The 12,658-nt window shown below is 74.6% G+C and carries 12 protein-coding genes; 5 read left to right on the top strand and 7 right to left on the bottom strand.

Features of this window, described 5'->3' with window-relative positions:
• Nucleotides 1-45 precede the first annotated feature (45 nt).
• The 4 genes from ACIHCX_RS02905 (at nt 46) to ybaK (ending at nt 4,144) form a co-directional block, all read left to right on the top strand.
• On the top strand, nt 46-1,620 hold the full coding sequence (locus ACIHCX_RS02905; protein ID WP_400025946.1) for an oxidoreductase: 1,575 nt from the start codon (nt 46-48) through the stop codon (nt 1,618-1,620).
• Between the two features lie 184 nt (nt 1,621-1,804).
• A complete protein-coding gene (locus ACIHCX_RS02900; protein WP_400025944.1) occupies nt 1,805-2,851 on the top strand; it encodes a hypothetical protein in 1,047 nt (348 codons plus the stop codon).
• An 11-nt stretch (nt 2,852-2,862) separates the two neighbouring features.
• Nucleotides 2,863-3,603 carry an LON peptidase substrate-binding domain-containing protein gene (locus ACIHCX_RS02895; protein ID WP_400025942.1) on the top strand — a complete coding sequence of 247 codons (741 nt, stop codon included), beginning with the start codon at nt 2,863-2,865 and terminating at the stop codon, nt 3,601-3,603.
• 22 nt (nt 3,604-3,625) lie between these two features.
• Nucleotides 3,626-4,144 (top strand): Cys-tRNA(Pro) deacylase, encoded by a 519-nt coding sequence (ybaK, locus tag ACIHCX_RS02890; RefSeq protein WP_400025940.1) that lies wholly within the window; start codon nt 3,626-3,628, stop codon nt 4,142-4,144.
• Between the two features lie 16 nt (nt 4,145-4,160).
• Here the strand turns inward: ybaK and ACIHCX_RS02885 are convergent, their stop codons facing one another.
• Nucleotides 4,161-5,777: an amidohydrolase gene (locus ACIHCX_RS02885; protein WP_400025939.1), complete on the bottom strand. Its 1,617-nt coding sequence runs from the start codon at nt 5,775-5,777 to the stop codon at nt 4,161-4,163.
• 50 nt (nt 5,778-5,827) lie between these two features.
• Nucleotides 5,828-7,369 carry an APC family permease gene (locus ACIHCX_RS02880; RefSeq protein WP_400025938.1) on the bottom strand — a complete coding sequence of 514 codons (1,542 nt, stop codon included), beginning with the start codon at nt 7,367-7,369 and terminating at the stop codon, nt 5,828-5,830.
• A 176-nt stretch (nt 7,370-7,545) separates the two neighbouring features.
• Between ACIHCX_RS02880 and ACIHCX_RS02875 the strand changes: the two genes are divergently transcribed.
• Nucleotides 7,546-8,154, top strand: a complete 609-nt coding sequence (locus tag ACIHCX_RS02875; protein ID WP_400025936.1) for a TetR/AcrR family transcriptional regulator — start codon at nt 7,546-7,548, stop codon at nt 8,152-8,154.
• Nucleotides 8,155-8,394: 240 nt separating this feature from the next.
• Here the strand turns inward: ACIHCX_RS02875 and ACIHCX_RS02870 are convergent, their stop codons facing one another.
• The 5 genes from ACIHCX_RS02870 to ACIHCX_RS02850 all read right to left on the bottom strand — a co-directional run bounded on the left by ACIHCX_RS02870 (nt 8,395) and on the right by ACIHCX_RS02850 (nt 12,524).
• Nucleotides 8,395-9,150: a hypothetical protein gene (locus ACIHCX_RS02870; RefSeq protein ID WP_400026599.1), complete on the bottom strand. Its 756-nt coding sequence runs from the start codon at nt 9,148-9,150 to the stop codon at nt 8,395-8,397.
• A gap of 46 nt (nt 9,151-9,196) precedes the next feature.
• A complete protein-coding gene (locus ACIHCX_RS02865) occupies nt 9,197-10,018 on the bottom strand; it encodes an ABC transporter permease (protein ID WP_400025935.1) in 822 nt (273 codons plus the stop codon).
• The gene (locus ACIHCX_RS02860; protein ID WP_400025933.1) at nt 10,015-10,218 is read right to left on the bottom strand and encodes a hypothetical protein; all 204 of its coding nucleotides are present in this window, start codon (nt 10,216-10,218) and stop codon (nt 10,015-10,017) included. The genes ACIHCX_RS02865 and ACIHCX_RS02860 overlap by 4 nt, the downstream gene beginning before the upstream one ends.
• Nucleotides 10,215-11,189, bottom strand: coding sequence for an ABC transporter ATP-binding protein (locus tag ACIHCX_RS02855; protein ID WP_400026597.1), 975 nt, complete (start codon nt 11,187-11,189; stop codon nt 10,215-10,217). Before ACIHCX_RS02855 ends, ACIHCX_RS02860 begins: the two co-directional genes overlap by 4 nt.
• Before the next feature lie 117 nt (nt 11,190-11,306).
• Nucleotides 11,307-12,524: an NYN domain-containing protein gene (locus tag ACIHCX_RS02850; RefSeq protein WP_400025932.1), complete on the bottom strand. Its 1,218-nt coding sequence runs from the start codon at nt 12,522-12,524 to the stop codon at nt 11,307-11,309.
• Between the last annotated feature and the right edge of the window lie 134 nt (nt 12,525-12,658).

The raw sequence follows: 12,658 nt of genomic DNA, 5'->3' as shown, positions 1-12,658 counted from the left end.
CGAAGCGTAGTCAACCCGAGAACAGCCGGGGAGGGAGGGAGGCTCGTGGCCGAGGGGGCCGGCTTCCACTCGGGGGACCTGTCCGACGACCTGACCGCCACCGAGGCGGGGATGGGGCAGGCCTTCCGCAACGGCAGCGTGTACGACCTGCGCAGCGGCGACGCCGCGGTCGACGATCCGCACGGCGGGCATCCCTGGGGGCCCGAGCGGACGGTGCGGGCGCGCGTCGTCTGCTGGCTGCTCCTCGACGGGCCGCCCGCGCTCGCCGGCCGCGTGTCGTCCCTGAAGCTCCGCGGCCTGCGGATCACGGGCGCCCTGGACCTCGCCGGGGGCACGGTGCTGCCGTACGTGGAGCTGAACGGCTGCCGGTTCGACCAGGAGGTCCTGCTGCCGGAGGCGCACTTCACCACCGTGCGTCTGGTGGACTGCTCGGTGCCGCGGCTGGAGGCGGCGCGTGTGCACACCGAGGGCGACCTGCACCTGCCGCGCTGCCGGTTCACCGGCGGGATACGGCTGACCGACGCGCACATCGGCACGGACCTGCTGCTCAACCAGGCGGTCGTGCACCGGGACCGCGCCGGCCGCTCGATCGTCGCCGACGGGATGACGGTGGGCCAGGACCTCCAGGCGGAGCTGCTGGAGTCGTACGGCGAGTTCAGCCTGCGCAGCGCGACGATAGGCGTCTCGCTGAGCCTGCGCGGCGCGCGGCTCGCCAACCCGCGGGAGCGGTTCGCGCTGAACGCGCCGCAGCTCACCGTGGAGCGCACCCTGTACCTCACCCCGGCGGGCGCGGGCGGCCCGCTGAGCGGGGTCACGCCCGCGCACGGCACGCGGATTCAGCCCTTCGAGTGCCGGGGCGGGGTGCGTCTGGACGACGGGCGGTTCGGCGACGCCGTCGATCTGGAGCGGGCCCGTTTCACCCTGACCGACGAGCAGGTGCTGTCGCTGCGCCGGGTGCAGACACCGGAGCTGCGCTTCCTCGGGGAGGGTCCGCCGCGCGGGCAGGTGCTGCTGTCCGGGGCGCGGGTCGTCACCCTCGTCGACCGGGCGAGCAGCTGGCCGGGCCCGGGCAGTCTGCACATGGGCGGCTTCGCCTACGAGAACCTGGTGCCGCGGGGCCCGTTCCCGCTGACCGCGCGGCTGGACTGGGTGGCGGCGGCGACCGCCGAGTACAACCCGGAACCGTACGAGCGGCTGGCCGCCGTGCTGCGGGAGGCGGGCGAGGACGTGGACGCGCGCGAGGTGCTGCTGGCCAAGCAGCGCCGCCGCCGCGAGACCCTGCCGTTCGCCGCCAAGCTCGTGGGGTACGTGCAGGACTGGACGGTGGCCTACGGGTACCGGCCGGGCCGGGCCGCGGTGTGGATGGCGGTGCTGTGGGCGGCCGGCTCGCTCGCCTTCGCACGCGCGGGCCCGCCCCCGGCCGACCCCGGCGGCCACCCGGAGTGGAACCCCGCCCTGTTCGCCCTGGACCTGCTGCTGCCGGTCGTCGATCTGGGCCAGGCGCGGGAGTGGCAGCTGCGCGGCGGCTGGCAGTGGCTCGGCGCGGCGCTGATCCTGCTCGGCTGGACCCTGGCCACCACGGTGGCGGCGGGCGCGACACGGCTGCTGCGGCGGGGCTAGGGCCTCTCGTTTGGCCCAGGCCGGATCCAAACGAGAGACCCTGGGCGGAGCCGTTCTCCGCCGCTCCCGCACAGCGTGCCCAGAGTTGTTGAACCGTCACCTTTTACTTGACCTTGACTGTCCGCCGTACAACTTTCCTCGCCTTGCCCGAACCCCCTGGCGCGTCCGCGACCTGCGTCTTTCAATGGTCGGCACCATGGCATCGCTGCCCGCGTTCATCCGCCCCACCCGGATGGCAAGAACCGCCCCCCGCCCCGCTGCCGGGCTCACCGCCGCCGGGCTCGTCCCCGACGACGAGGTGCTCCTCGACGCGCCGGACGAGCCCCTCGGCCCGGCGCTGGTCGCCGCCGCCCGGGGCGTGTACCGGCCCGCCGCGGCACTGCTCGCCGGCACCCGGAAGGGGGCCCGGTGGGAGGAGCGCGACCGGTACGCGACCCGGCTCGCCGCCATCGCCCGCTCGCGCCCGGAGTGGCTGGACGCGTGGCGCGCCGCAGCCCCGCACGACCCGGACGCGCTGCTGGTCGCCGCCCAGCTCGCGGTCGACCGCGCCTGGCCCTCGCCCGCGCGGACCGAGCTGCTGCGCGCGGTCAGCCCGCTGATCACGGCCGCCGCACGCGCCGACGGCCGGGACCCGGTGCCGTGGCGGGTCGCGCTGGACCACGCGCGCGGCAGCCGCGCCGGACACCGGTACTTCGAGGAGCTGTGGGCGGCCGCGGTCCGCCGTGCCCCGCACCACTACGGCTGCCATGTGGCCGCCCTGCGCTATCTGGCCGCCGCCTGGCGCGGCTCGCACCGCGCGTGCTGCGACTTCGCCGACCTGGCCGCCCAGGACGCCCCGGCCGGCTCGCTCGTCCAGGCGCTGCCGGTGCGGGCCGCCTACGCCTGTCTGACCGACGGCTGCGGACCGCAGGTGCCTCGGGCCCGGCTGCACGCGGCGGCCGACCGGGCGATCGCGTTCTCCGCCCGCTTCCCGGCGGCCGTGACCTGGCCCGCGGAGATGCGCAACCTGCTGACCTGCGTCCTGCTGCGGCTCGGACGCCACGAGGACGCCCTCGTGCAGCTGCGCCTCATCGGCCCGTACGCCACCTCCTTCCCCTGGGACCGGCTGTCGGACGACCCGCTGGGCCTCTTCCTGGAACTGCGTGCCGATCTGGGGGCGGCACCGCCCCCGCGGCCGTCCCGACGCCCTCGATACGGGCTCGGCGGACGCGCCGGTCGCGGCGAGCATTAGGCTTTTGCGCCGTGACCACCGTCCGCCTTCCGCTCTTCCCCCTGAACACGGTGCTGTTCCCGGGGCTGGTGCTGCCCCTGAACGTCTTCGAGGAGCGCTACCGCGCCATGATGCGCGCGCTGCTGAAGACACCCGAGGACGAACCGCGCCGGTTCGCCGTCGTCGCGATCCGCGACGGCCACGAGGTGGCCGTCAGCGCCCCGGGCATGCCCGATCCGATGGCGGTGCCCGACCGCGGCCCCACCGCCGGGTTCGGCTCCGACCCGGCCAAGGCCTTCCACTCCGTGGGCTGTGTGGCGGACGCGGCGACGATCCGGGAGCGGGCCGACGGCACCTTCGAGGTGCTGGCCACGGGCACGACCCGGGTCCGGCTGCTGTCCGTGGACGCCTCCGGCCCGTTCCTCGTGGCGGAGCTGCAGGAGCTGACCGAGGAGCCCGGCGACGAGGCGGGCGCGCTGGCCGAAGGCGTGCTGCGGTCCTTCCGCCAGTACCAGAAGCGGTTGGCGGGCGCGCGGGAGCGGTCGCTGTCGACGGCCGCGGAGCTGCCGGACGAGCCGAGCGTGGTGTCGTACCTGGTGGCGGCGGCGATGATGCTCGACATCCCGACGAAGCAGCGGCTGCTCCAGGCGCCCGACATCTCCTCCCGGCTGCGTGACGAGCTGAAACTCCTTCGCGGGGAGACGGCGATCCTCCGTAGCCTGCCCTCGTTGCCGGCCGCGGAGCTGACCCGCGGCCCGACGAGTCTCAACTGAAGGACCGAGGGAACGGGTCGGGATGGCCAAGAAGGCGAAGAAGCAGCAGGGAAAGCAGGAAAAGGGGTCGGGCGGCACCCCGGCGACGGTGGCGCTGACCGCGGCGGGCGTGCACTACACCGTGCACGCCTACGACCACGACCCCTCCCACCCCTCCTACGGCGAGGAGGCGGCCGAGGCGATGGGCGTCTCCCCTGACCGGGTCTTCAAGACGCTGGTGGCGGACGTCGACGGCGCCCTGACGGTGGCCGTGGTGCCGGTCGCGGGCTCCCTGGACCTCAAGGCCCTGGCGGCGGCGGTCGGCGGCAAGCGCGCGGCGATGGCCGATCCCGCCCTCGCGGAGCGCACCACCGGCTACGTCCGCGGCGGCATCTCCCCCCTCGGCCAGCGCAAGAGGCTTCCCACGGTCCTGGACGACTCGGCCCCCGCCCACACCACCATCTGCGTCTCGGCGGGCCGCCGCGGCCTGGAGGTGGAACTGTCCCCCGGCGACCTCGCCCACCTCACGGACGCGACGCTGGCACCGATCGCACGGGCGTGACCGGCAGCACCGTGCCTCACACACCGGCGCGGTGCACCACGCGGCCGTCGACCACGGTGGCCGCCACCGGCAGCCGCGGCAGCTCGTCGGCCGGGCAGTTCAGCGGGTCGCCCGCGAACACCGTCAGATCGGCGCGCAGTCCGGGGGCGATCCGGCCCGCGACCGCCTCCTCGCCGGCGCCGTACGCGGCGCCGGCGGTGTAGCCGCGCAGGGCCTGCAGCGGGGTGAGGGCCTGCCCGGGCAGGTGCGGGGCGCGGCCGGTCTGCCCGACGGGCCTGCGCAGCACGGCGCCGGCCATGACCTCGCGCGGATCGTAGGGCGCGATGGGCCAGTCCGAGGCGAGGGCGACCTGGCCGCCGGCGGCCAGGATGTCGGCGTAGCGCCACGCCTGGCCCGCGTGCTCGAGGCCCACCCGGCGCGACCAGTTGTCGTTGCCGTCCGGGAGGGTCCAGTCCATGTGGGTGGGGTTCATCGAGGCGACGACGTCCAGCTCCGCGAAGCGCGCCACGTGCTCGTCGTGCAGCACCTCGATGTGCTCGATCCGGTGGCGTCCGCCGCCCGCGGGCTTCCCGGCGTCGGCGTAGGCCTGGAGCGCGTAGGCGACGCCCTCGTCCCCGATGGCGTGGGTGAAGCAGGGCAGGCCGAGGGCGGTGAAGGTGGCGACGGCCGCGCGGTACGCCTCGGGGTCGCGCCAGAGGGACCGGTCGTTCTGCCCGAGGTGGTCGGCGTGGCAGAGCCAGGCGCCACCGCCGTCCACCGCGCCGTCCACGAAGAGCTTGACCGCGCCGGTGCGCCACAGCCGTCCGCTGTGCTCGCGCAGCCGGGCGATCAGTTCGACGGTGGCGTCCGTGGAGCCGGGCAGGCACCAGGGGGCCAGCAGGGTGCGTACGGTCAGCTCGTCCCGGGAGTCGAGCAGGCGCAGGACGTCGTCGGTGCCGGGCATGAAGTCGAGGATGTGCACGCCGGTGATGCCGGTCCGGTTCTGGGCGGCGAACAGCTCCTTGAGCCGGGCTGCGAACTCCTCGGTGGTGGGGGCCGGCACCGCCGCCTGCCCCAGCAGCACCGCCTGGAGTTCGTGCAGCTCGCCGGTGGGCGTGCCGTCGTCCTCGACCACGATCCGCGAGCTGTCGGCGAACTCCCGCTCGCCGCTGATGCCCGCCCGCCGCAGGCCGCCGCTGCTCAGCAGCGCCGTGTGCCCGTCGACCATCCACAGGAAGGCGGGCCGGCCGCCCACGGCCTCGTCGATCAGCGAGCGATGCAGGGGCCGGGCGCCGAAGGCGTTGTACTGGACGCCGTGGGCCACCACCCAGTCGTCCGGCCCGAGCCGGTCTGCTTCGGCGCGCAGCCGGGCCAGCACGGTGTCCAGGTCGTGCGCGTCCATGAGGTCCAGCCCCCGGGACTGGGCGATGCCCATCAACGGGTGCTGGTGGGAGTCGACAAGACCGGGGGTGACGGTCAGTCCGCGCCCGTCCAGCTCCTCGGTGCCGGGACCGGCCAGCGCACGGATCTCGGCGTCCGTGCCGACGGCGGTGATCAGGCCGCCGGAGACGGCGACGGCGGTGGCCGCCGGGTGGGCGGGGTCCAGAGTGTGCACCGTTGCGCCGGTGATGACGAGTGCGGTCTGCGGGGACATGCGGAGCTGCTCCTCCTGGTGGTGCGGGGGTGGTGCGGTGCGAGGCGGTGTCAGACGGCGGGGCCGGAGTCGGCGAAGGCGGCGCTGCGGCGGACCTTGTCCTGCGGCCGGGCGACGGCCAGGTACACCAGGCCGACGGCCAGGGCGATCGCGGTGACCAGGGGCGCGGCCCAGACGACCCACCAGGGGGCGCCGGGCGGCGCGAGCACGCTGCGCGGCCAGGCGATGTTGATCAGTTCGAAGCCGAGCCACAGCACCGCCAGGACGTTGGCGACGGTGCCCAGGCGGCCGAGGCGGACATGTCCCGACGGCACCCAGGTGCCGCGCAGCCGGGCGATCAGCGCGGCCACGGCGATCAGCAGGAACTGCAGATACAGGCCCGCGCTGCCGAAGGTCAGCAGGGCGGCGACGGCGGAGCCGTTCAGGGTGAACACCAGTCCGGCCAGGCCCACGACGGTGACCACGCTCAGGGCGACGACCGGCACCTGACGCCCGCTGACCCGCTTCAGCTGCCGTGATCCGGGCAGTACGTCGTCACGGGCGATGGAGTAGAGGTTGCGGGCGCAGGCGCCCTGGGCGGCCAGGCCGCAGGCGAGGAACGCGATCACCACGACCACCGCGAAGGGCTTGGCGGACCAGGAGCCGAAGGACGCGGCGACCGCGGTGGACACCGGGTCGGCGTCCTTGCCCGCGACCACGGCGGCCGGGTCGGGGTGGGCCAGTTCGGTGGCGACGGCGTTGACGATGACCATGGCGCCCACGCTGAGCAGCGCGATCCACACGGCGCGCGGCACGTGCCGGGCCGCGTCGCGGGTCTCCTCGGCGGTGGCCACGCAGGCGTCGAAGCCGATGAAGGCCCAGCCGCCGACCGCGACGGCGGTGACGAACGCGGTGGTGAAGGAGCCGCCGGACAGGGACTGGGCGCCCAGGCTGTCGAACAGCAGCGACCAGGGCTGCTGCCGGAAGACCAGCAGCAGGGCGAAGCCCACCAGCACCGAGGCCACCGCCTCCGCGGCCACGCCCAGGGCGAGCGCCCGGCGCAGCACGTCCACGCCGAGGCCGTTGAGCAGTGAGCACAGAATGACGAATCCGGCGGCGACGGCGGTGGTGCGCGCCGTGGTCGGGGCGAGGCCGGCCACCGAGAGCACCCAGGGGGCGGCCAGGTAGGCGATGGTGGTGTTGGCGACCAGGGCACCGAACAGGGCCAGCCACCCGTTGAGCCAGGCGTAGCTGGGGCCGATCAGCCGACGGGTCCACTGGTAGGCGCCGGCCGACACGGGGAACTGCGAGGCGAGTTCGGAGTAGACGACCAGCAGCAGGCACTGGCCGAGCAGACAGACCGGCAGCGCCCACACCCAGGCGGGTCCCGCCACCATCGTTCCGATCAGCGCGACGGCGTAGAGGCCGACGACGGGCGAGATGGTGGCGAAGCCCATGGCCACATTGCCGAACACGCCGAGCCCGCGGCGCAGTTCCGGTTCGTAGCCCAGTTCGCGCAGCCGGGCGGCGTCGGCGTCCGCCGCGGGGGCCGTCGGGGGAACCGTCGGGGAACCGCCCGCAAGGGCGGAGCCGACAGGGGTGTCCTCCTGCACAGGGGACTCCTTCGCGTTAACTAACTAAGTTAGTCACGCACTGTAGACGTCCTGGGGTGCCGGTGGGAATACCTCGTTCCCCAGCACTTCCGGGCGGCTCGCTAGACTCCACCGGTGCCGCGTCCGTACGCGTCCACGCAGGCGAGCGCGGGGAGACAAGCGGAAGGGGAGGGCGCATGGCCAGGGCCGGAGGGGCGGGGCTGAGCCGGCGGACCATCGCCGGGGCGGCGCTGGCGGTCATCGACGAGGAGGGGGCCGACGCGCTCACCGTCCGCCGGATCGCCGACCGGCTGGGGGTCCGGGCGCCCTCGCTCTACAACCACGTCCCCTCACGCGACGACATCCTCGACGCGGTCACCGAACTCATCATCGAGAAGATCGACTTCACCGCGCTGGACTCCCCCGACCCGCACACCGGGATCGCCGCCCTCGCCCGCTCCTACCGCCGCGCCTTCGGCGCCCATCCGAACGCGGTCGGCCTGATCGGCGGACGCTCGGTGCGCACCACCATGGCCCTGAGCCACTACGACGGCATGGTGGCCGCCCTGCTGCGGGCGGGCCGGCCGGCCGACGACGCGATGCGGATCCTGCTCGCCATCGACTACCTGGCGCTCGGCGCCGCGCTGGCCCCCTTCGCCGCGGGCTTCGGCCATCTCACCGGCACGACGGGCGGCGAGGACGACCATCCACACCTCAGCGCGGCACTGGCCGCCGTCGACCCGGCGACCGTCGACGACCAGGCGTTCGAACGGGTTCTGGCCGCCTTCCTCGACACCATGACGTGACCGGCCCCGCCGGCCCGGTGCCGCCCACTCGACGAACGGCCCGGATTGGGCTGGTATGGAGACATGTCGAAGAGGACCCGCAAGCGCTCATGGCGCATGAAGAAGGGCTATGCGAATCACGGCCACCGCCCGGCGTGACCCCACGCCCCGACCCGGGCGCCGGACCGCCCCACGGCTGCTCCGGCGCCCGCAGGACGACCGGGGCGTACGACTCACCGCGTACGGCTCACCGCGTGCGGCTCACACCGGTGGCAGGGTCGGTCCGAACGGCGCCGTGTCCGGCTCCGGGTCCCGCGGCCCGAACAGGGCCGTCATCCCCAGGTGGACGAGCACCGCGGCCAGCGGCCAGGCCAGCAGCGCGCCCTGGGCCTGGAGCCTCAGCGGTGCCGGGAACGTCACGCCTTTGCCCACCGCCTTGGCGTGGGCGATCACGTTCTGCTCGGGCCCGAGCCACACCCCGAGCCGCCACGCCAGCAGCGACCCGAGCAGTCCTCCGACGCACAGGGCCACCACCAGCGGCACGCCTCCGCGCCGCCGCCACAGGAAGACGGCCACCGCGCTCAGCACGCCGAGGGCCAGGGCCAGCAGCGTGAACGTGCCGTCGACGCCGATCGCCTGCTCCCCCTCGGTGTCCTTGAGGTAGACGACCCAGTTGCTCCCCGACACATCGGCGATCAGCGGCACCCTCGGCGCCAGCCGCAGCCAGAGCAGTCCCAGCGGCACCCCGCAGAGCGCCACGCCGACCATGACGACGAGGGCCTCCCGGATCTCGGCCGCCCATCCGGGCCCGTCCTGTTCGTAGGCGCTCACCGGCCGGGCTCCGGCGGGCGGCACCTGCCAGGGCGAGACCGGCCCCGGCTGTCGGGCCTGCCCGGACTCCGAGGAACCCGAGGACTCTGAGCGCGCTGAGGGCTCTGAGCGCTCAGAGGGATCTGAGGACCCGGACGGCCCGGACGGCTGTGAGGAGCGCCGGTGCGGCGGCGGTGGCGGAGTCAACGGAGCTGTCACCTTGTCATCGTGCCAGGTGCGGGGGACGGCCGCGTCACCGGACGGCAGCCCGGCGATAGGCCCAGGTGGCGACGGCCAGCGAGACCACCCCGACCCCGGCGCAGACGGCCATGTCACCGGCCACCAGAGCCCAGTCGGGACGGGCCGCGAAGGTGTGCGCGTACGCCTCCACACCGTACGTGGACGGCAGCAGGTCGCGCAGGAGCCGTACCGCCTCGGGCATGCGGTCGGGAGGCAGCACGCCCAGCAGCAGCGCCGCGGACATGCCCAACTGGCCCAGCAGGGTGGCCAGTTCCGGGCGCGGTGCGAGCAGCCCGCAGGCCGCGCCGAGCCCGGAGAGCGCGGCACCGGCGAGCGGGATCACCACCACCAGCACCCACAGGTTGCCGAGCGGCAGCCCGAACAGCACGCACCCGAAGACCGCGGTCACGAGCGTGCCCGGCACCGTGAAGGAGGCGTACGCGGCCGCCGCGCCCAGCACCACGGCGGCGGGCGGCACCGGCAGTGTCGCGTAGTGGTCGAGCCCGCCGCTGGCCCGCAGCTGCCCGAAGTACTGGGCGAGCAGGTTCAGGGCCACGTAGGCGACGACGACGACCGAGGCGCCGGACACCACGAACCGGGCCTCCCCGCCGCCGCTCACCACGCCCCGCATCATGATCATGATGCCGACGGACTGGAAGGTCGCCACGAACAGCAGCGGGATCCGCGCCACCCGCGCCCGGGACAGCTGGGCCCGGTACACGGCGGCCAGCGAGGGCCACAGCCGTGCCCGCGGCCCGAGCACGGCCGCCTTGGCGGCACTGCCGTCCTGTACGGCCGTCGCGCCCGGCAGCACACCGGCGGGTACGACACTCACGTCGAACTGCTCCTCTTCCCTGCGGCAGCGAGCGCGGCCGGCTTGTCCACGGCGGCGAACGCGGCCCGCACGGCGGGCGCGGTCGCGTCTCCCGCGCCGGACGTGTTCCCCCCGGCGCCCGCGCGGTCCCCTACGAAGTAGACCCTTGCGAAGTAGTCCCCTGCGTGGTCCCCGCCGAATCCGTCGGTCCCGGCGTTCATGCCTTCACCAGACCCTGCCGGGCGGCGCCGCCCAGTGCCAGGTACACGTCCTCCAGGCTGGGCGTGGTCAGGGTGAAGTCGTCCAGGGCGGCGAAGGCGGCCCCGCCGGTGACCGTGGCGACGGCGGCGCGGGCCTCCTCGGGCGCCAGCCGCAGCGTCCAGCGGCGCCCCGATTCCACGGCCCGCTCCCTGAGCGCGGCGACCGCCGCCACCTCCAGGGGTGCCTGCTCCCGCCACACCAGCTCGACCCGCACCTCGCCGGAGACGCGCTCCTTGAGCCGGGCCGGGGTGTCGCAGGCGATGACCCGGCCCCGGTCCAGGACGGCGACCCGGTCCAGGACGGTCTCGGCCTCGATGACGTTGTGGGTGACCAGGACGACGGTCGTGCCGTGTTCGGCGCGCCGCCGGTCGACGGCGGACCACACCGCCCGCCGGGCCACCGGGTCCATGCCGGTGGTCGGCTCGTCGAGCACGAGCAGCGGGCGTTCGCCGACCAGCGCGGCCGCGAAGCAGGCGAGCCGCCGCTGGCCGCCGGAGAGCTTCTTCAGCGGGCGCCCGGCGATCGGCGCGAGACCGAGTTCGTCGAGGACGGCGTCCCGCTCGGCGCGCGCCCGCCTGAGGTCCAGGCCGCGCAGCCGCCCGGTGGTCTCGGCGGCGAGCGAGACGGTCAGCTCGTCCAGGGCGGAGGACTCCTGCCCGAGGTAGGCGAGGATCCGCGCGGCCCGCTCGGGGTGCGCCACGATGTCGTGGCCGAGGATCTCGACCGTTCCGCTGTCGGGGCGCAGCAGCCCGGTGAGCTGGCGTACGAGGGTGGACTTGCCGGCGCCGTTCGGCCCGAGCAGCCCGAAGATCTCGCCGCGCCGGACGTCGAGCTCGACCGCGTCGGTGGCCAGCACCGCGGGCGTCCCGGGGGCACCGCGCCGGCCGCGCACCGCGGGGTAGGTCCTGGTCAGTCCGCGCACCGCGCACACGACGTCGTCCCCGGGGCGAAGTGCCTGTGCCGTGCGCGTACTCACAAGGGACGAGGGTACGGGGTCGCGGAGTCCTCCTCGCCCTCGGGGCGCCCCGAGCCGGTCCGGTCCCGCGGTTCAGTCGCCTGCGGGAGCGCGCTCGGTGGACGTCCGTACGTCGATCTCCCGCCAGAACCCGGCGCGGATGGCATACCGGTCGTGCTCGTCGATCTGGTCGTCCTTGTGCGCGAGCAGTCCGAAGCGGGCGGCGTAGCGCAGCAGCTCGCCGTCGACGCGGTGCGGGATCCGGGGGTACATCGACGACAGTTTCTGAAGGTGCGCGGGGTCGCCCAGCCGCTCCACCCAGCGCCGGGCGAAGACCTGCCCCACCTCGTACGGGTCGCCGCCGACGGTCGTGATGTCCTCCTCCCGGTCCGCCCAGCGCTGCTCGGCCGTCGTCAGCTGGGCGAGCGTCGGCATGGAGGCGGCCTCGGCGGGCTCGCCGGGCTGGCCCGGCCGGTCCACCCAGCCGCGGTCCGAGGACCAGCGCAGGGTCGCCGTGGTGGGGTGCTGCGCGGGCGAGGTGCCGGGGGCGCGCAGGGCGGCGAGGTCCTTGGGGGTGGGCACGCCCCTGGCGGAGGTCACCCGCTCCTCGGCCGCGCCGCGCCCCGCGGCTGCGGCCGGGTGCTGCCGTTCTTCGGCGGGGCTCTCGGCGGGCTGGGTGAGTGTGGACTCGGGCAGCGGCGCGGAGAGGATCGCGGCGATCTCGGGACGGGGCGCGGGCGGTGGCGCGCAGACACCGCCGAGTTCCTTGGCGCGTACGGCCTTGGTGATCCAGGTACGGTCCAGCACGCGCCGCTCGTCGGCCTCGGCGACCAGGTCCTCGGACTGGTTGTAGTCGCCGTCGGCGGCCTGCACCGCCCACAGGTGGACGGCGACGCCGTGTTCCTTGGCGGCCATCATGCCGGGCAGCAGATCGCCGTCGCCGGTGACGAGGACGACGTCGGAGCAGGCGCGGTTGCGGGCCAGTTCGGTCAGTTCGGCGTGCATCGCGGCGTCCACGCCCTTCTGCGCCCAGCGCCCGTCGCTGCGGGTGAGCGCGCCGAGCCGGACGGTGACCCGGGGCATCACGCGCAGCCGGCGGTGCTCGGGCTGCGGTACGCGGTCGGGCGCGCCGTCGAACCAGTAGATGCGCAACAGGGGCCGCTCCGTGTCGCACTCGGCCTGTTCACGCAGCCCCTGCACGAGGGCGGTGTGGTCGACGGTGATCCGGGAGCGCGACGGCTCCCCGGCAAGGAGACTGGCCGCGGCGCCCAGCAGATACCCGGCGTCCACCAGGACGATGCAGCGGTCCACGCGATCCACCCTCTTTCCGGGAGGTTGCTCAGGGATGTGCTTCGGGATGTGCTTCGAGTCTGCCCGACCCGGCCGGGGTTAACGGCCCGAACTCGATCTTCGGCGTGGCGTTTCGGGCGCCCGCGCGCCGACAC

The organism is Streptomyces sp. NPDC052043 (assembly GCF_044548235.1).
GTDB lineage: Bacteria > Actinomycetota > Actinomycetes > Streptomycetales > Streptomycetaceae > Streptomyces.
The sequence above is the reverse complement of the archived record's forward strand: the minus strand, read 5'-3'. Positions and strand labels throughout refer to the sequence as shown.

Bases quoted from the DNA above. Each gene is read 5' to 3' on its own strand.
- ybaK (WP_400025940.1), top strand. From the start codon at position 3,626: ATGGCCAAGAAGGCGAAGAAGCAGCAGGGAAAGCAGGAAAAGGGGTCG.
- ACIHCX_RS02860 (WP_400025933.1), bottom strand. From the start codon at position 10,218: ATGAACGCCGGGACCGACGGATTCGGCGGGGACCACGCAGGGGACTAC.
- ACIHCX_RS02900 (WP_400025944.1), top strand. From the start codon at position 1,805: ATGGTCGGCACCATGGCATCGCTGCCCGCGTTCATCCGCCCCACCCGG.
- ACIHCX_RS02875 (WP_400025936.1), top strand. From the start codon at position 7,546: ATGGCCAGGGCCGGAGGGGCGGGGCTGAGCCGGCGGACCATCGCCGGG.
- ACIHCX_RS02885 (WP_400025939.1), bottom strand. From the start codon at position 5,777: ATGTCCCCGCAGACCGCACTCGTCATCACCGGCGCAACGGTGCACACT.